General features: G+C 42.1%; 18 protein-coding genes and 1 pseudogene. 11 read left to right on the top strand and 8 right to left on the bottom strand.

Features of this window, described 5'->3' with window-relative positions; translation table 11 throughout:
- Positions 1-150 precede the first annotated feature (150 nt).
- Both BN2425_RS16825 and BN2425_RS16820 read left to right on the top strand, forming a co-directional pair.
- Complete coding sequence (locus BN2425_RS16825; protein WP_042461892.1) at positions 151-633, top strand: DUF2975 domain-containing protein; 483 nt, start codon at positions 151-153, stop codon at positions 631-633.
- Positions 634-643: 10 nt separating this feature from the next.
- Positions 644-853, top strand: coding sequence for a helix-turn-helix domain-containing protein (locus tag BN2425_RS16820; protein ID WP_042461890.1), 210 nt, complete (start codon positions 644-646; stop codon positions 851-853).
- Positions 854-1,167: 314 nt separating this feature from the next.
- Here the strand turns inward: BN2425_RS16820 and BN2425_RS16815 are convergent, their stop codons facing one another.
- The 4 genes from BN2425_RS16815 to BN2425_RS16800 form a co-directional block, all read right to left on the bottom strand.
- On the bottom strand, positions 1,168-1,407 hold the full coding sequence (locus BN2425_RS16815; RefSeq protein WP_042461888.1) for a hypothetical protein: 240 nt from the start codon (positions 1,405-1,407) through the stop codon (positions 1,168-1,170).
- Positions 1,408-1,410: 3 nt separating this feature from the next.
- On the bottom strand, positions 1,411-3,216 hold the full coding sequence (locus BN2425_RS16810; RefSeq protein ID WP_042461886.1) for a carbon starvation CstA family protein: 1,806 nt from the start codon (positions 3,214-3,216) through the stop codon (positions 1,411-1,413).
- Positions 3,217-3,349: 133 nt separating this feature from the next.
- Positions 3,350-4,087, bottom strand: coding sequence for a LytR/AlgR family response regulator transcription factor (locus tag BN2425_RS16805; protein ID WP_042461884.1), 738 nt, complete (start codon positions 4,085-4,087; stop codon positions 3,350-3,352).
- Positions 4,062-5,846 (bottom strand): sensor histidine kinase, encoded by a 1,785-nt coding sequence (locus BN2425_RS16800; protein ID WP_042461882.1) that lies wholly within the window; start codon positions 5,844-5,846, stop codon positions 4,062-4,064. Before BN2425_RS16800 ends, BN2425_RS16805 begins: the two co-directional genes overlap by 26 nt.
- Positions 5,847-5,971: 125 nt before the next feature.
- On the opposite strand from BN2425_RS16800, the pseudogene BN2425_RS23150 reads away from it, so the two are divergent.
- A pseudogene (locus BN2425_RS23150) lies at positions 5,972-6,088 on the top strand (hypothetical protein); the annotation flags it as partial.
- Positions 6,089-6,239: 151 nt separating this feature from the next.
- On the top strand, positions 6,240-7,082 hold the full coding sequence (locus BN2425_RS16795) for an aldo/keto reductase (protein WP_042461880.1): 843 nt from the start codon (positions 6,240-6,242) through the stop codon (positions 7,080-7,082).
- A gap of 141 nt (positions 7,083-7,223) precedes the next feature.
- Here BN2425_RS16795 and BN2425_RS16790 read toward each other — a convergent pair whose 3' ends face one another.
- A complete protein-coding gene (locus tag BN2425_RS16790; RefSeq protein ID WP_042461879.1) occupies positions 7,224-7,979 on the bottom strand; it encodes a DeoR/GlpR family DNA-binding transcription regulator in 756 nt (251 codons plus the stop codon).
- A gap of 450 nt (positions 7,980-8,429) precedes the next feature.
- Here BN2425_RS16790 and rhaM point away from each other — a divergent pair, with 450 nt between their 5' ends.
- The 3 genes from rhaM (at position 8,430) to BN2425_RS16775 (ending at position 11,505) form a co-directional block, all read left to right on the top strand.
- Complete coding sequence (gene rhaM / locus BN2425_RS16785; protein ID WP_042461877.1) at positions 8,430-8,744, top strand: L-rhamnose mutarotase; 315 nt, start codon at positions 8,430-8,432, stop codon at positions 8,742-8,744.
- Positions 8,745-8,810: 66 nt separating this feature from the next.
- Positions 8,811-9,914, top strand: coding sequence for a beta-galactosidase BglB (gene bglB, locus BN2425_RS16780; RefSeq protein ID WP_042461875.1), 1,104 nt, complete (start codon positions 8,811-8,813; stop codon positions 9,912-9,914).
- A 46-nt stretch (positions 9,915-9,960) separates the two neighbouring features.
- Entirely contained in the window at positions 9,961-11,505 is a 1,545-nt protein-coding gene (locus tag BN2425_RS16775; protein WP_042461873.1) for an MFS transporter, read from the top strand.
- Positions 11,506-11,578: 73 nt separating this feature from the next.
- Here the strand turns inward: BN2425_RS16775 and BN2425_RS16770 are convergent, their stop codons facing one another.
- Positions 11,579-12,007, bottom strand: a complete 429-nt coding sequence (locus tag BN2425_RS16770) for an SRPBCC family protein (RefSeq protein WP_042461871.1) — start codon at positions 12,005-12,007, stop codon at positions 11,579-11,581.
- Positions 12,008-12,165: 158 nt separating this feature from the next.
- On the opposite strand from BN2425_RS16770, the gene BN2425_RS16765 reads away from it, so the two are divergent.
- Together BN2425_RS16765 and BN2425_RS16760 are read left to right on the top strand one after the other, a co-directional pair.
- Positions 12,166-12,969 (top strand): ElyC/SanA/YdcF family protein, encoded by an 804-nt coding sequence (locus BN2425_RS16765; RefSeq protein WP_042461869.1) that lies wholly within the window; start codon positions 12,166-12,168, stop codon positions 12,967-12,969.
- Positions 12,970-13,343: 374 nt separating this feature from the next.
- Entirely contained in the window at positions 13,344-14,471 is a 1,128-nt protein-coding gene (locus BN2425_RS16760) for a DUF6688 domain-containing protein (protein ID WP_235714670.1), read from the top strand.
- Between the two features lie 103 nt (positions 14,472-14,574).
- On the opposite strand, the gene BN2425_RS16755 is transcribed toward BN2425_RS16760, so the two are convergent.
- Together BN2425_RS16755 and BN2425_RS16750 are read right to left on the bottom strand one after the other, a co-directional pair.
- On the bottom strand, positions 14,575-15,483 hold the full coding sequence (locus BN2425_RS16755; protein WP_042461865.1) for a DMT family transporter: 909 nt from the start codon (positions 15,481-15,483) through the stop codon (positions 14,575-14,577).
- A gap of 167 nt (positions 15,484-15,650) precedes the next feature.
- Positions 15,651-16,514 carry a LysR family transcriptional regulator gene (locus tag BN2425_RS16750; protein ID WP_042461863.1) on the bottom strand — a complete coding sequence of 288 codons (864 nt, stop codon included), beginning with the start codon at positions 16,512-16,514 and terminating at the stop codon, positions 15,651-15,653.
- 115 nt (positions 16,515-16,629) lie between these two features.
- Here BN2425_RS16750 and BN2425_RS16745 point away from each other — a divergent pair, with 115 nt between their 5' ends.
- Both BN2425_RS16745 and purU read left to right on the top strand, forming a co-directional pair.
- A complete protein-coding gene (locus tag BN2425_RS16745; RefSeq protein WP_154663531.1) occupies positions 16,630-17,916 on the top strand; it encodes an NCS2 family permease in 1,287 nt (428 codons plus the stop codon).
- 76 nt (positions 17,917-17,992) lie between these two features.
- Complete coding sequence (gene purU / locus BN2425_RS16740; protein ID WP_042461860.1) at positions 17,993-18,892, top strand: formyltetrahydrofolate deformylase; 900 nt, start codon at positions 17,993-17,995, stop codon at positions 18,890-18,892.
- The last annotated feature ends 141 nt before the right edge of the window (positions 18,893-19,033 follow it).

Below are 19,033 nucleotides of genomic sequence, written 5' to 3'. Positions count from 1 at the left end.
AAGCCAAGCATTTTTATATGCAAAATCAATTAAGATGCTTTTTTTCTTTGCCAAAACAACAATAATATCAAATGAAGCGTTAATAATTTATTGTAAAACGATAAATACCTTGTTATAATCGATTTAAAATAAAAAAACGAGGTGCTTTTAATGAAACGAGGTTCAACGTTGTTTCTAAAGATAGCCGTTTTTATAATCGGAACTCCAGTTCTGGCTTTTTGTATTTTTATGGTGCCGGTCATCGCTAAACATCTAGCAAAAGGCATTTCTGGATGGGATTATGCGGTTCTTGGCATTTTAATCATTGTGTATATAACGGCAATCCCCTTTTACATGGCATTGTATCAGGCCTTTAAACTGTTAAGCTATATTGACAAGAACGAAGCGTTCTCGGAATTGTCTGTCCTATCCTTAAAAAAAATCAAAAACTGTGCCATCACCATTTGCGGCCTGTATATAATTGGATTGCCGCTGTTCTATATTTTTGCAGAGTTAGATGACGCCCCAGGAGTCGTGGTCGTCGGAATGGTGCTTGTTTTTGCTCCATTGGTCATCGCAGTCTTTGCTGCTGTTCTCCAAAGACTTTTACAAGAAGCGATAGATATCAAATCTGAAAATGATTTAACAGTCTGAGGTGAATAATATGGCGATTATCATTAATATTGATGTGATGCTGGCAAAACGGAAAATGAGTGTAACCGAGCTCTCGGAGAGGGTTGGAATCACAATGGCCAATCTATCCATTTTAAAAAACGGCAAAGCTAAAGCGATTCGACTAACTACCTTAGAGGCAATCTGTAAGGCATTAGACTGTCAGCCTGGAGATCTTTTAGAATACAGACCTGATGAATGATACCAAGGGGACGGTTCTAGTGGATATTATGGGGGCAATGGAGAAATGCCGGTAAACCAGGTAAAACGGTTGATAACAAATGAAAAATCGCCGTTAAATTGGTCAAAAGTGCCGATAAAATTGTGAACTTCGCCGGTAAATTGGTCAAAAGTGCCGGTAAAGGAGCTGGTCCCTTTTTAAAGAACGAGTTTCACACTAGGGGACTCCTTAACGAACGCATAATCCTAAAAAAACAGCACCCATTGCGTCAATGAGTGCTGCCACCTTTTATGCCACTTCTTTTTCAGAGATCCATGGGGGAATTCTGGTGGCTATTAGGCGATCAAAAGGGGATGTGCCGGTAAACCGGGGGAATCGGTTGGTAACAGATGAAAAATTGCCGGTAAACCCCAAAAAAGTGCCGGTAAAATTGTGAACTTTGCCGGTAAATGGTTCGAAAGTGCCGGTAAAGGAGCTGGTCCCTTTTTAAAGAACGAAGGCTGCTTGCCTAAAAACTCCTTAACGAACGCATCATACAAAAAAACAGCACCCATTGCGTCAATGAGTGCTGCCACTTGTTAAGCCACTTCTTTTTCAGAAATCTGTACCAACTTTTGCTGAGGAATCTTCCATAACGTAATCCATTTGATGATCGAAGTCACCATGATCACGACTCCAAGAACCAGCATGATGATGGAAAGAACTCCATTTAATACGTTGAAGCCAGGATTCGCTGCATTTAAGTAAACATTCTTGACCATCCAATAACCTGCTACCATAACAGTTACAAACAGGTAAGCCAATGGAATCAAACAAGTCAGCATGTACCAGCGTTTTTCAGAAATCTTCAGCACTACCGTTGCACCGATAATCAGCCCGATCGTTGCCATCAACTGGTTGGATACACCGAACAGCGCCCATACCGAACTGATGTCGCCTGAGAACAGGAGATAACCCCAGATCAAGCAGGCCAGTACACTGGCAATAATATTTGCTCCTAAAGAATCCGTCCGTTTTAATGGTTTAATAAAGTCGCCCAAGAAATCCTGAATCAGATAGCGGGCTACCCGAGTTCCTGAGTCTATTGCCGTTAAAATAAACACCGCTTCAAATAGAATGACAAACTGATAGAAATACGCAGCGATTTTTGCAAAAATCGGAATCCCTTTGAAGATATATGTCATCCCGACTGCTAAGGTAACTGCTCCGCCTGTTCGTCCCTCAAGGTCCATCCCGACCTCTTTTTCTAAATCATTTAAATGAACCGTTTCCATTCCAAGTGTGGCAAATTTCTCTGGTGAAGAATTGATAGCAAAATAATCGCCCGGCTGTAAGGAAATAGCGGCAATTAATGCCATGATCGCTACTAAACATTCCACCAGCATCGCCCCAAAGGCTACACCTTTTACATCGCTCCAGCGGTTAATCATTTTTGGTGTCGTACCCGATCCAACAAAGGCATGGAAGCCGGAAATCGCTCCGCAGGCAATCGTAATTGAGATAAACGGCCAAACCGGACCTGCAACCACTGGACCGCCGCCGTTGATAAACTTAGTGAAGGCAGGGAACTGAACGTCTGGATTCACAATGAATACCCCAACGATTAGTGCGGCAAATACGCCAATTTTCATAAAGGTACTTAAATAATCGCGCGGTGCGAGCAATAACCAAACAGGTAAGGCCGCCGCAAAGAACGCATAAATCGGTAAAATAAGTGCTAATGTACTTTTATCAAGTGTTAATAAATCGCCAAGCCATGTACCTTGAATGTTTGGTCCCAACACGATCGCTGCCATAATTAAGGCAAAACCTACAATCGTAGCCCATTTAAGGTTTCCAGTTTTCTTATGGTACAATCCAACCCCCATTGCAATTGGAATCGTGATTCCAACCGCGAATGTTCCCCATGGGTTGCGTTCAAGTGCACCGAGTACAACCAATGACAATCCGGCCATCGTAATCGTGATGATAAATAACATCGCTAAGCCTGTACAAAAACCTGCTACAGGACCGAGTTCTTCTTTGGCCACTTCGGATAACGATTTGCCATCTCGACGCATCGATGCGTAAAGAACCACCGTATCGTGAACCGCTCCGCCAATCACGGCACCGACCAGCAGCCAAACCAATCCTGGCAAGTAACCGAATTGTGCGGCTAAAATCGGACCGACCAGCGGGCCTGCAGCTGCTATCGCTGCAAAATGGTGGCCAAATACCACCCATTTATTCGTAGGGACATAATCCCGTCCATCCTCAAATTTTTGGGCAGGTGTTGGTTTTGAATCATTTAGTTTTAAAACTTTTGCTGCCATAAACGTACCGTATAATCGATAAACAATTAACAGGATACAAATCGACCCAATGACAATTGTAATCGCATTCATTTTTATCAATACCCCTTTCCACCTTTGTTTCTGAAACCATTTTACAAAATGAAAGCGCATTTTTTAGGTTTTCAGGATAAAATGCAAAAATGGAAGGGTGAATTGCAAAAATCGACAAATGAAATGCAAAAAGTTAGAAACCTAGAAGCTGTTTCAGTTCCTTTACATAGGTCCGGCTGACAGGAACCTTGGAGCCGTCCTTCATGAGTAAATTATAGGTAGAATTAAACCATGGTTCGATTTCATTAATATAATCCAGGTTAACGATATAGCTGCGGTGGACACGGAAAAATTTAGGACTTGGAAGTTTTTTCTCCAAAACCACCAGTGCATCCGTTACTTTATAGGTTTGGTCCATCGTGACGATGTTGCACTTACCCTCGCTGGTTTCTAAATAGACAATTTCGGCAATCGTTAGTAAAATAATTCGCTCATCCACCATGACGGGCATTTTTCCATTCCTGTTTGGAGGCACGGAGGCTTGGAGGGGAGTCTGCTTGCTTGCAAGTTTTTGCATACTCTTGATTTTCTCCAGCGTTTTCTGTATCCGCTCCTCATCAAAAGGTTTCAATATATAATCAACGGCATTTAGTTCGAATGCCTGTAAAGCATACTCATCATAAGCTGTCGCAAAGACGATGGCTGGTGCGGGCTCGAGGGTTTCTAGTTGTCTTGCTAAAGTTAACCCATTCTCTTCAGCTAGTTCAATATCCAAGAAAACGAGGTCCGGTTTCAGTACCTTGACTGCCGCAACCGCATCCTCAATACAATCGCTCTCTCCTAAAATGTCCACTTGCCCGGTCCGGCTCAGCAGATATTTCAGCTCATCTCGTGCTAAGGGTTCATCATCTACTATATAGGCTTTCAACATGTTGCTCCAAACCTCCTTTACTGTCATACGGTATCGAAATGGTAATCGTGGTGCCTTGGTCGACTTTACTTTGGATCCTTAAATGGGCTTGACCATTATAAATTCCTTTTAGGCGTTCGGTAATATTAAAAATGGCTGTGCCACTCCCTTTTTTAGAATCCAACACCTGCTTGCCAAGCAACCCCAGCTTTTCTTCCGGTATTCCTTTTCCATCATCAGCTACGATAATTTGCAACTGCTCATCTTTTGAAAAAATTGTGATTGTAATCGTTCCCTTTGTTTTACTACCAGGGAAACCATAATGGATGGCATTTTCCACTAATGGCTGCAAGGTAAACGGAGGAATCATGACCTTTTCAATGCCAGGTTCTATTTGAAAATCAATCGTGAATTTATTTGGAAACCGCGTTTGCACCAATGAAAGATAGGCCTTCACATTGGCTATTTCTTTTTCCAATGGAATGAGCATTTGCCTGGCTCCTTGAAGGTTCCCGCGAAAAAATGAACTTAACTCGAGTAATAGTTTCCGTGCTTGATCGGCATCTGTCCGGCAGAGTGCGGATATGGTGTTCAGACTGTTAAATAAAAAGTGCGGATGAATCTGGGCATGTAGTGCTTTTATTTCTGCATCCTTTAATAGCTTTGTCTGTCTTTCTGCCTCCGCCAGCTCCAGCTGGGTTGAAAAAAGTTTGGCCAGTCCTTCAGCCAATTCCTGCTGGACTTTGTCGAGTTTATCTGGGTTCGTATAGTACATTTTTAAGATACCGTAGATTTTGTTCTGGACCTTTAACGGAAGGACAATCGCTGCTTGGAGTGGACAATCCGGCTCCATACAGGAAATTTCCTCTTTTGATTTAGCGATTGAAATCTGCCCGTTTTCCAATACCTTTCTTGTCAGGCCTGTCTCTGGCTTCGTCCTTGGCAGATGATGATCCGACCCGACACCGACATGGGCTAACACTTGATGGTCATCGGTGACAGCGACCGCATCTGCATCGGTCAGCCGCAGAATAATTTCTGCAATCTCTCTGCTAGATTCTAAGTTTAAGCCTTGGCGAAAGAAGGGAAGGGTTTGGTCGGCAATCAGGAAAGCCTGGTTCGTTTGCGTGGCCCGGGCCCGTTCCTCATCACGTTTTATGATTTGGATAATCAACATAAACAGCAAGGTGCCTAAACCGTTGCCGAATATCATGGGAAGGCTAATGAGTTGGACGAGTTCCCAAGCATCGGCAAACGGTTTTGCCGCCACAAGAATGATCGCCATTTGAACTGTTTCCATCATCATTCCGGTGATGACCGCAAAAAGGGATGAAATTGGTTTGCCCTGTTGCTTTCGCTTTTTCCCTAAATACCCGGCTGCGATTCCAGCTAGAATAGTAGACAGAGCACAGGACAGGGAGGTAAATCCCCCAAGGGTATAACGATGAATTCCTGCCAGAACCCCAGCGCCAATGCCGACCGCAGGTCCTCCAAGGAGTCCGCCAATCACAATCCCCATGACTCTCGTATTGGCTAGTGCGCTGTCATGGTTCATATCAGTCAGCCAATCCGGTCTTTCGATGGTCTGGTGCTGCACCTCAATTCCTGTATAGTTACTAATGACTCCAAATGAACCAAACAATACAATAAGCATGATTTTTTCTTTTGTGGTGTGATCATTTTGAATTACTTGGCGAAAGGAACGCATTTGTGCTAGCAAAAAAGCAACAATCACAATAATGCCTACTTTTTCGAGCATCAATGGTGCTAAATTGAACATATTCTCCCTCCTAGACTATCTCACCACGCTATATTTCGACAAAATCTCTTATCTTTATTATCAGGGTACCACGGGGACGGTTCTTGCGGCAACCGGACCATTAGAACCGTCCCTGTGGACCCCGAATGGCCGTCATTGCCGACGTGGTGATGGGCTGGCTGGAGCGGAAACTGTCACCAATTAAAAAAAGAAAAAGGCAGACGCAAATGAAGCAGGGGGACGGTTCTCGTGCATCAGTTTGAGTGGGGGAGGGGGATTGTTCTCGTGGCTTATAGAGCCATGAGAACGTCTCCTCCGCTCCTCCATTTATATTTAATTTTTCATGTCTCTTTTCTGTTGGATAAGCTGATACATATGATAATCTTAATTTATATATGAAAGGAGTGATTGATAATGGACAGGACTATTCCAGAGATCATGTTAAATGACGGAATGACAATTCCCGTCATCGGATTAGGTACATACAGACTAAAAGGAAATGAAGGAGTAGGTTCGATCCTCAGTGCGATTGATTTAGGATATCGCCTGATTGATTCTGCTTACAACTATGAAAATGAAGGAACAGTGGGGGAAGCCGTAAGACGCAGCTCCATTTCAAGAGACCAATTGGTGATTACTTCGAAACTGCCTGGCCGCTATCAAGAATATGACAAAGCGGTTACCGCGATCCAAGAATCCTTATATCGTGCCAATCTTGATTATTATGATCTCTATCTGATTCATTGGCCGAACCCGAAACAAGATCATTATGTAGAAGCCTGGCAAGCCTTAATCGATGCGAAAAAATGGGGACTAATCCGCTCCATTGGTGTTTGTAACTTTCTGCCAGAGCACATGGAACGTCTCAAAAAGGAAACGGGCGTGTTGCCAAGTATCAATCAGATTGAATTGCATCCATTTTTCAATCAGGCAGAGCAAAGAACGTGGCATGCTGAGAATGGCGTGATGACTGAATCCTGGAGTCCGCTTGCCAAGGCAAGAGACATTTTGAAAAACGAAACACTCCAAGCGATTGCGAGTCAGCATCAAAAGACGATTTCGCAAGTTATTTTGCGCTGGCATTACCAACTAGGGGCAATTTCAATTCCTAAATCTGCCACTCCTGAACGACAGCTAGAGAATATATCAATCTTTGATTTTGCCCTAAATGAAACAGAAATGAACCTGATTGGGGAATTAACTCGCCCGGATGGAAGAATCAGCAACCAAAATCCTGCTATTTATGAAGAATTTTAATTACAGTCACTCCTAAATTAAACACTCGAAAAAAGAGACCTGAAATACCATTAAGGTAATTTGAGGTCTCTTTTTATGTGGAGATTTGGTTCTGTCTGACAACGGAACCAGTAGAACCGTCCCCCTGGTCCCCCGTGGTCCCTAGTAAATGACGGTAATATTGTTTTCGTGGAGGAATTTGATCCAGTTGTCGCTGGGTTTGATGTTGGTGATTAGGTAATCTATTTTTTGAAATTCTAGAAAGCTGATAAAGGCGATGTTGTCGAATTTGGTATGGTCTGCTAGTAAGATGTTTTTGTTTGCTTGTTGGGCCATGAATTTCTTTAGTTCGGCGTCTGGCTCGTTTGAGTCCATGATTCCTTTTGTCTGGTCTAGGCCGTTGCAGCTGAGTATGGCGTAATCGGGATTATATTTTTTGGCCGTCTCTAACGAAATGGCGCCTACTAATGATAATGAATGCGGTACTAATTCTCCGCCGGTAGAGATAATCTTGTTCGTTGTATTGGATCTTTCATTTAGTATTTTCACAGAGTTTGTGATAACGGTTACATTTCTTTTGTCATTTAACAGTTTAACTAATTCAAAACAAGTAGAACTAGAATCTACAAATAGTGAGTCGTTATCGCTGATATACAGGCTAGCTTTTTGGGCTATCTCTTGTTTGATTTGAAGATTGATATCAATTCTTTGATTGAATGGCAAATCCAGATTAGTAGGCTGATTGATGACTGCCCCGCCATAAGTGCGAGTCAGTGCTCCTTCTCTTTCTAATTTTTCCAAATCTCTGCGGATGGTTTCCTCCGTTACATTAAACTGTTTTCTTAGATCGGATACGAGTACTTTTTTGTTTTTTTGTAAAATCGACGTGATGATTTGTCGTCGCTCAATCCCTAACAAATCAAGCCCCCCTTTTTGGCAAAAATAACTCCGTTACTGTTTATTACACATTATAACAAAAACCCAAATAATAATTTAGTATTTTTGGCTAATACAAACAAAAACAACATAAAAATAAGTAAAAATGTCCGAAATTCTACAATTTAGACACAAAACAACAAAAAGAAAGATTTATTATTGATTTAACCGTTTTCTTATTTTATTATTATGTTGTAAGATATTTGAAACACAGATAAACCATCAATGTTCAAACTATTATAAGATTTGTGAAAACTATTGCTTTAATCCGTAATGGTAGCTATTCATTCACACAAATCAACCTGATTTAACGAAAAGAGGTGCCAGCTAGAAATTACATCGATTGTAATTGATTTTAAAAAGATGTAAACGGTTTAACATTATAGGATCTGATCTACTAAACCATAAACCTATCAAAATAGGAGCAACGAAATGATTAGAAAAGCAAGCATTATGTATGTTAACAAAGACAGTTATCAGGAATACAAACGACGTCACGATGAAATTTGGCCGGAAATGGTAACCGAATTAAAAGCCCATGGTGCACACAATTACTCGATTTTCCTAGATCGAGATACCGGTATATTATTTGCTTATTTGGAAATAGAAAATGAAGAAAAGTGGGCACAAATGTCCCAAACCACCATTTGTCAAAAGTGGTGGGCCTACATGGAGCCATTAATGAAAACAAATCCAGACAATAGCCCTGTGACAGTTGACTTGAAAGAGGTTTTTTTTCTAGCGTAGTGCAAGCCTTTCCAGAAGGGGCCATGATGCAAGACTGTAATGATCCATTTGCAGGAGGTAGAGCGTATGATTCAAACTGAGCTTTTGATCAAAAGAGAAGAAGTTTTGAAGCAAATTGATGTGTTAATGGATAACCTGACACAAATCAAAGACGATTCCGGAGAATTCTTATTAAACTTCGATGGGCTCGTGGTAGATGATAAAAGCTGGCATGTGTGGAATTGGCCGCAGGGTGTTGCTTTATATGGAATCTACAAGTTTTGGAGATTAACCAAAAATGAAAGGGCTTTAAGGATCGTCCAAGATTGGTTTGACGCCAGGTTCAAAGAGGGCGTTCCACCTAAGAACGTCAATACCATGGCGCCGCTGTTAACACTAGCGTTTATGTATGAGGATACGAGAGACCAAAGATACGTGCCTTACCTGGAAACATGGGCAGAGTGGGTCATGTATGATATGCCTCGTACAAACGAAGACGGATTACAGCATATGACCTACGGCCCGGAAAACAAAAATCAGCTTTGGGATGACACACTGATGATGACGGTGCTGCCACTAGCTAAAATCGGCAAGCTCCTCAATCGCAAGGAATATATCGAAGAAGCCAAGAGGCAGTTTTTGATTCACATCAAATATCTAGCTGATCGAAAAACAGGTCTGTGGTTCCATGGCTGGACCTTTGAAGAAAATCATAATTATGCCGAAGCTCTTTGGGGCAGAGGAAACTGCTGGATTACCATCGCCATTCCAGAAATTATCGAAATATTAGAACTAGAAAAGGGAGATTTCTTAAGGGAGTTCCTTGTTGATACGTTACAGCGCCAGATTGAAGCGTTGGCCAAGCACCAGGATGAAAGCGGCTTATGGCATACGTTGATCAATGATCCAACCTCTTATCTGGAGGCTTCCTCCACTGCCGGTTTTGCTTACGGAATTTTAAAATCCATTCATAAACGATACATCAGTCAAGAGTATGAAGAGGTTGCCTATCAAGCAATTAAAGGCATTCTGAGTGAAATTGGTGAAGATGGAGCATTACAAAAGGTTTCCGTGGGGACTGGAATGGGGGATAGTTTGGATTTTTACAAAGAAATTCGAATCACCACCATGCCGTATGGACAATCACTTGCAATATTAGCTTTAGCAGAGTTTTTGAATTCCTTTATTTAAAAAGTTCTTGATAGTTTTTAACTTTTCAACTTTGGAGGAGAACAAAATGGTGAGAAAGCCAAAATTCATTAATTACTTGTCGTATGGGCTGGGGGACTTTTTAGGGGCAGGCGCATTCGCGTTAACAGCCGCATGGCTGCTGTTCTTTTTAACCACGTTTTGTGGACTTACCGCCGTTGAAGCGGGTTCTATTTTCGCCATTGCCAGGGTTGTCGATGCGATTGCAGCACCGACAATGGGTTATATTACCGATAACTTTCACAAAACCAAATTGGGCCGCAAGTTTGGAAGAAGGAAATTCTTTATTCTAGCCGCTATTCCGCTTGTGCTAGTTTATACGGCGATCTGGGTGTCTGGGTTTGGATACTGGTATTATCTATTAACCTATATTGCGTTTGAAATTGTGTATTCGATGATTTTGATTCCTTATGATACACTTGCCGCTGAAATGAGCAATGATTATAAAGTCCGTTCCAAATTTACCGGCGCCCGAATGTTTATTGCCCAGGCTTCCGCTGTATTCGCAGCTTATATTCCGGGGCGTCTTGTCCAAGCATTAGGAAAAGATGATCCGATGACCTTCTTGTACTCTGGTGCCATTTTCACTGTCATCATTATGGTGGTATTAGTATTGCTTTATAAAAATACTTGGGAACGTCCTTATGATGAAATCCCTAAAGAAGAAGTCATCAGCAACAGAACCTTTTTACAAAATGTCCAAAAGATTTATCTTGATTTGTTCTCCACTCTCCGGGTTAAAACCTTCCGTCATCATCTTGGCATGTATTTAGGCGGATATTTAAGCCAGGACGTATTCAACGCTGTATTTACGTACTTTGTCGTTTTTGCACTGATGCAAAGCGCCGTATTGGCTTCCAATTTGTTAACGATTATGTATATCCTGCAGATCGTTGGTGTAGGGATTGCTCTTACCATCACGCTTAAAATGAATCCTGCTCCGGCTTTCCGGACAGCTGTTTTATTCTTTATCGCTGGTATTGTTGGCTTCACGGTATTAAAAATGACTGGAACGCTCAATAACACAGCTTTAATATTTGTAATGATCGGCATTTGTGGTTTGGGCCGCGGCGGTTTGAACTATATTCCTTGGAACAACTACGCGTTTATTCCAGACGTTGACGAAGCCTTAACAGGTCAAAGACGCGAGGGTGTGTTTGCAGGGGTCATGAGTTTGATCCGCAAAGGAACCCAGGCGCTAGCTGTATTCTTGGTGAGTGTTGCTTTGCAGGAAGCAGGATTTGTATCCGGACAGAGCTCCCAGCCAGATTCCGCCATCACGATGATTGTTTCGATTCTTTTGTTTGGTACCCTGTTCTTCTTAGTAGCAGGCTTAATCGTTTCCTACCGTTACAAATTAACCAAAGAAAACCATGTTGTACTATTAAATGAGATTCAACGTTTGAAAAATGGCGGCTCTAAAGCCAAAGCCACTCTAGAAGCCCGTCAAGTATTCGAACAACTAACCGGTTGGGACTACGAAAAAACCTGGGGCAACAACACAGTCGGCTACGAAAACTACATCAAATTCAAACAAAAACAAAACGACGAAAGAAAACCAAAAGCCATTTAATAAGCGAGCGGATGAAGCAGGGGGACGGTTCTCCTGCTTCATTTTTTTGCAGCACGAGAACCGTCCCCCTGCATCAATGTATTAAAGCGGCTCTTAGGTCTGTAACGCCGTGCTCTAAGTAGGCTTTTAAACAGGATAGTACATATACCCAGCCTTCTTTTTGGTCAAGTAATATATTGATTAATTCAGGGTCTTCTTCATTAAAACCAGCTTCAGTCGCTTGAATAATGGTACTGTTGTGATCTGATTCTGTTAGTGTAATGGTCATAATCGTTTCGCCCCAGGAAAAGACAATCTTCTTGTTTTGCGTTACCTCTTCTACCTTAATGATCACTTCTGCTCCGTATTCATCATATTTCAATGTAACCATTTTGCCTGGTTCCCATCTTTCGGAACTAGATGAAAACCAAAAGTTCCCGATTTTTTTCGGATCCACTATGGCCTCAAACACTTCGTTGGCTGGCTTTTGTATCATAAATTTCGTCGTGATTTGCGTGGGCATTCTATATCGACTCCTTTTAGTCATCTTGGTTACATTTTTATCCTTGCGAAAGATTGTTAATCATTTATCAGTTTAACTTTTTTCAAATTATCATTCTAGTAATCGGGTATAATGCAAAGTAATAACATGTAATGGATTTATGGTGTGGAGGTGTGGATATGGATTTATCTAAAACAGCGGAAAATTTAAATAGATTAAGTGACTTTCTTGGAAAAAGAGATATTCAGGCTTTAACTAGTCAAGCTTTACAGGAGAAGTATGGAGTTTCACAGGTGGATTTGCTGATTCTATTTGGCGGCAGTATTCCCTATGGCTTTGATGTAGTGGGACAGGCTCTGACCACGGGCATTGCGAAAACCTTCATGGTCGTGGGGGGCGAAGGCCACACGACAGAGAGCATGCGGCAGGCTGTTCATCAGGCATATCCTGACATCGTCACGGAAGGGAAAATGGAAGCCGATATCATCAGTGAATATATTAGACGAAACTATCAAATCGCTGATATTCTCATCGAGCGAAACTCAACGAACTGTGGAAATAATGTGACCTATGCTTTAGAGGTGATGAAACAGCACCAGCTTCGCCCAAGGTCGATTTTAATTGTCCAAGATACCACGATGCAGCACCGCATGGATGCCACGTTCCGTAAGTTTCTATCAAGTACAGAAGTTGAACTCATTAACTTTGCGTCCTATAAAGTTCGTGTTCAAGTGAGAGAGGGAGAGTTGGTGATTGAACCATCCGACCTGTGGGGAATGTGGGATCTTAATCGATTTATTTCCTTGCTGATGGGGGAAATTCCTAGATTATTGGATAACACCGATGGATACGGGCCTAGTGGAAAAAACTATATTGCATCTGTGGATGTTCCTCCGGAAGTCTTGGCAGCGTTTGAAGAATTGAAAGTGGAATTTGGGGACCGTGTTAGAGTGGCCAACCCACTTTATGCTTCCAAAAAGTAACACAACCTCCTTCTTGGACAGTTCTACTTCACACGACAATTTTTTTAGCAAATTGCGGGTGAAAATCCCTTATTGATGGGAATATCAAGTTTTTCAATTAAACGTTTGGTTGACTGACAAATTTTTTGGCTATCGATTTGATAAATGTATTTAACTAATCACGTTTGCTAAAAAATTAATCAAACGTTTGAATAAGTTTGAGTTTTAGAAAATAGTAGATAAATGTCAGTTCACTTGTAAAATAGAAGTGATGAAAATTCATAAATTTTTTAAAAAACATTGTACATAGAATTTCTATGTATTATTATTTTTGTATACCAAGAATTTCTATGTAAATAAGCGCTTTTGTCAGTGAGATAATGGGAGGAATCAAGTTGGTTATTTTGTTAGTAATCGTATTGTTCGTATCTATTCCTGCCTATGCCTTCATTCGGATGGTGCAAAGTTTTGTCAGGCGCAAGGCGGTGGGGGGAGGCTCGGTCAGAACAAAGGTGATCGATGCAATTTATTCAATCGCCATTATAGGTCTTTTGATGATTGGATTTTTTATCAACAATTTGGGCTTAGAGGGAGGCGAGCAGTTACGGATTTTCTCCATGAATGGAGTGAAAGCAAACGGCTATGCCTCGCTTGCCAATGACCATGTCTTATCCGTAATTGTGTTACTCATTTTCGGCATGTTTAGCTTTTGGTTATTAAGCTCTCAGGAGGGACTTTCTCCTATCTTATTTGTTGTCTGCAGCATCGTGGTGATTTTGAATATCCTATTTGCGGTCATCTACCTGACCCATACTGCTTTTACTCATGATGGAGAAAAGTTCTCTGTCCCGCTTCTGCAGATTAGTTTCTTATCATTAGTCTTTCTCTATATTTCCCGATTAAAAGAATCACTCAATCGTTTTCATGAAAAGATGAGTGAATCAGAGACGGAATACACCAATCCTATTTTGCTTTTTCTTTACAGAGTCTCTTCCCGCTATCAAAAGATGTCTCGGGTATGGGTGATTTTTCTTTTTCCAGCCCTAGTCGTGATTCAATTGATTATGGTTTTGTTTGGACAGAGGCCGGACAGTTTGATCCGTGTGTTCCTTGATACCAGTTCGTTTCATTACTCCAGGATTCCGGCGCCAGCTCCGGAGATTGTTGAGGGGGATGGCCATTATCTGTGTACCGTTTCGGCAGCAGGGCATAAGAAACTTGTAAAGCCAATCAGGGCAGGAATTAGACATGGCTCTAGAATTGTCGTCAACCGCCAATTGCTGGTTGCCAACGCCTTTGAAAACATTCTCGAGGACTACACACCCAACCTCCATAAGGCAATTCGGGGCTTTTACGACAAGTACGGATACCCCCTTAGCCGGCATATCCGTACCAAATGGTCCGCCGACCTCGTCTACTTGATCATGAAGCCTTTAGAGTGGTTTTTCCTACTCGTTCTGTATACCGTCGACCGTAAACCGGAAAACCGAATCCATGTGCAATATAGTGAGTTGAGAAAGTGATGCGGGGGTGAGGCAGGGAGGCGGTTCTCTTGCCCACACCAAAGGGGACGGCTTGCTATTTTATGCAACAGCAGAACCGTCCCCGTGTTTCAAACGTGTTTCCCTAGGAGGCAATTCGGAGCAGGATAATGCCGAGAAAGGCCATTAATAGGCCGCCAGCCTCGCGTTTGGTCCAATTTTCTTTCAGATAGAAACGGGCATATAAAAGGACGAGTGCCACGTTGGAGGCGACGATGGCGGAGACAATTCCTGTTATTCCTTCACGGTAAGCTGGGAAGATTAACAGCATGCCACCTGCATTTGTGATCCCAACGAGCATGCCCCAGCCAACTGTTTTTTTCAAGGTCCAAACCGTGGCAGCAGTATGTCCGGGTGCTGTTTCGCTGGACGCTGCCACTTCATTGTGTGCCTTGTTTGCTTGTGACCTAAAGTTTCCCCATGCCCAAGACAACCCAAACAATACGCTTCCAGTTGCAAACATGAGCGTTAAGGCAGGCAGTGCAGATGCTCCCAAAAGTGTTGCCTGCTTTACGGATACATCGGTAAAGCCAAAGAAAATCATCGTTAATACGCCCCATTGGACGCCTTTTAATTGTCCAACCCTTAAATCCTGCGAATATTTGATCATCAGCAGGCCGCCTAAGACAATGAAGAATGCAACAAACTGCCAAGGTGTCAGCCCTTCCTGCCATAATATGTAGGCACAAATCATTACAACAAGCGGCGGCAGCCCGGTAAACAAGGCAACAATCGAAGCTTTCCCGACGGCATACCCCTTATACATCGAGGCGTTAGCAATAAACGAGAATAGCCCCAATAGGATACCCATTAACGCTCCCATGGACCATGGCTGCTGGGCAAAAAAATTCGTACCAACCGTGATAAGGGTGCCGGAAACATAGACCCCCGTTAGCAACAAATTGCGGTCAATCGGCCGCTGCGATGTCCACTGATATAAAATGCCCCTTAACCCAAAACAAACGGCAGCTGCTACCGCAAAAACAAACCACATACCTCTACACCCACTTTTTGAAAATTCTATCTATAAGCATATGGATTATTATACATGATGCGAGGGGACCGTTCTATCGCAAATTTCGAGACACAATTGTTAAAGGAAAGCTTAAGTTGGGTTGAAAAGTAGAAGTGATGGGACCGGGAGAACCGTCCCCCTGGTCCCTAAAGAAATTTTTTTACGATTTTTATAAAGTTTTTTGCGGGTGATGAGACTAGATGGTGTTCTAGCCAGATGACTCCTAAGGAGGAGACCAGTTGGGCGTCTTGAATAGGTGTTGAGTGGAGACCTTGGTCTCCATAGACATTTAAGACTGATTTGGGGACGATGGTGGCTCCCATTCCGCCCTTGACCATTTCCATTAATACATGCATATCTGAGCATTCTGCGATACTGTTGAGTGGAAGGTTCTGCTTTGAAAAAGCCTCTAGGATCGTGTTGTAGATTCCTAAGCCTTCTGAGCTGGGAATGATCAGGGGCAAACGTGAAATCTCTTCCAAAGTCATGACCTGAGATTTTTTGTTGCTTACAAAAACAAAGGGCTCGCTCAATAGATGTTGATAGGAAAAATCACGTTGTTCCAGTGGCAGGCGGACAAAGGCCATTTCAATCGCCCTTGTTTTGACCATATCTGCTAAATAAAACGAATCGTTCTGAACAATTTTTAAAGAAACAAGCGGAAATTGTTTATGAAAGAATTGGATCATTTCGGCAAACCCTGTTACCGAAAGGGTGTTGATACCTACGGCTAGCTGGCCTCGTTTTCCTTCTTCGGTTTCCTGTACTTCATTTTTAATCTCCTCGACACTGTTCACCAGATGCAATGCACGATGATACAGCACTTTTCCTTTGTCCGTTAACTCCATACTCTTGCCATTGCGTTCGACTAATTTAACACCAAGCTCATCTTCCATTTGTTTCAATTGCATGCTAAGCGGCGGCTGCGACATATGCAGCCGATTGGCAGCGGCGGTTATATTCTTTTCCTCCGCGATGGCGATAAAATACCGTAGTTGTTTAATGTCCATGAAATCACCTTCTATATCGAAAAAGTATGGTTTCTATATAAAATATATATTTTTTGTATAGTATTCGTCTATGATACGATAATTATCGTTTGGTATGAATAGAAAGGTGATTGAAATGGAACGTTTTTTTAAATTACATCAGCATGGTACAACCGTCGGTAAGGAAGTATCTGCAGGTCTGATCTCTTATATAACGGTTGTTTATATCATTATTGTCAACGCCACGATTTTGGCGGTAGCCGGAATTCCAATGGAGGCCGGTATCATTGCAACCATACTTACTAGTTTTATTGGATGCTTAATCGTGGGATTATGGAGTAATACGCCATATACCCTCATTCCAGGAATGGGGCTTAATGCCATGTTTACGTATACCATTGTCCAATCCGGCGGTTTTACGTGGCAGGAAGCATTGGCTATGGTACTTGTGTCAGGTCTGATTTTCGCGGCTATTGCCTTTACACCAATGGCAACCGTAATTACCTCCTCGATTCCGAATTCTTTAAAAGAAGCCATTTCGATCGGAATCGGAATTTTGTTGATTTTAATAGGATTTGATAATGCCGGCATTATCACGAATTCGGAACACACTTTACTGGCGATTGGCGATTTAAGCAGTCCGATTGCCATCACCACCTTCATTGGTTTGATTATTACGATTTTATTATTTATAAAAAATATACCGGGAAACCTGTTATTAAGTATTGTGATTACATCATTACTGACTTTTTTGTTTGGGGGAGGCCATTTCGAGAAGATTTCCTTTTCGATGCCATCTTTTCATGAATATTTAGGTGTGTTTGGCCAGGCTTCATGGGCACAGGCGGGGAATTTCGTTTTCTGGCTCACTTCGATTTCTTTTGCCATGGTGATTGTGTTTGAAAATATTGGTTTGATCCATGGGCATAGCAACATGCTCCATCGCCCGGAAAGCAGCAAGAAATCTCTCCAGGCAACAGCTGTTTCGGTGTTGTTTTCTGGAGTCTTCGGAACCAGCCCAACGGTCGCATCCGTGGAGACCGCAGCGGGAATTACAGCAGGCGGTAGAACTGGATTAACCAGCATTGTCACAGGGCTCATGTTTCTCGTTTCGATTCTGTTTATCCCAGTCATTAATCTGGTTCCGGCCAGTGCAGTTTCACCGATTCTGATTTTAATTGGAATTCTTATGCTGCAAAATATTGTTCATCTTTCCATTAACGATTTATCAGAGAGCATTCCTGCTCTATTAATCATTGTTTTGATACCGTTAACGTATAGTATTGCAGATGGAATGGCGATCGGTTTTATCCTCTATCCATTGATCAAGCTATTGATGGGAAAAGGGAAAGAAATTCACCCGGCCCTCTATTTGATTGCGATTTTGTTTATCAGCAATTTTGTTATTCAATATGTATTTTAAGTGAATAGTGATAATTTTCCGCAAAATTAATAAAATTCATGTATAATAGATTTCATTAATAATGAGGGGTATTGCAATGAAATCTTACATTAAAGATCAAATCGACACATTTAAAGAACGAAATCAGAATCGGGGGCGCTTATTGGTCAGTTGTCCCGACCAGCCTGGGATCGTTTCAACCATTTCGCATTTCTTATTTTCGTTTAATGCGAATATTATCGAATCCAGTCAGTATTCTACCAATCCAGAGGACGGGACTTTTTTTATCCGGATCGAATTTGAATGTCCAGGCCTTATGGAAAAAGCAGAGAAAATGGAGCAGCAGTTTGATGGAATTGCCAAGCGGTTTGACATGGAATGGAGCTTCATGCATGTTTATCGCGTGAAAAGAGCGGCCATCTTTGTTTCAAAGGAGCTTCACTGTTTGCTGGAACTGTTGTGGGAATGGCAAAGCGGCAATTTGATGATGGACATTCCGCTTGTCATCAGCAATCATGAGGCGGCAAGAGAGGTTGTTGAAGGACTGGATATCCCGTTTCACTATATTCCGGCCAATAAGGATATCCGTGCAGAAGTCGAAGAAAAGCAGCTGCAGTTGTTAAAGGAGCATGAAATTGATGTGGTGATTTTGGCGCGTTATATGCAAATTTTGACTCCGAGTTTTATAGCGGCATATCCGAAAAAAATCATTAACATCCATCATTCCTTCTTGCCGGCATTTGTTGGGGCGCGGCCGTATGAACGGGCCTATGACCGCGGCGTAAAATTAATTGGCGCGACTTCCCATTATGTGACCAATGACCTTGACGAGGGGCCGATTATCGAGCAGGATATCAGCCGGGTCGATCATCGCAATAATGTCGACAGCTTAAAAAAAATTGGCCGGAACATCGAAAGAAGCGTCTTGGCTCGCGCGGTGAAGTGGCACTTGGAGGACCGAATTATTGTTCATGGAAATAAAACGATTGTTTTTTAATAAAATGGTGGTAAGGGAGTGCTGCAGTTTGCCTCCCCTTTTTTTTATCGGGAAAAAAACGAAGATATCGGGAAAAAATGAATTATATCGGGGAAAAAATAGATTTATCGGTAAAAATTCAATTTTATCGGGAAATAGGGG

The organism is Neobacillus dielmonensis (assembly GCF_000612665.1).
Taxonomy (GTDB): domain Bacteria; phylum Bacillota; class Bacilli; order Bacillales; family Cytobacillaceae; genus Neobacillus; species Neobacillus dielmonensis.
This window is presented reverse-complemented; position numbering and strand designations above follow the sequence as displayed.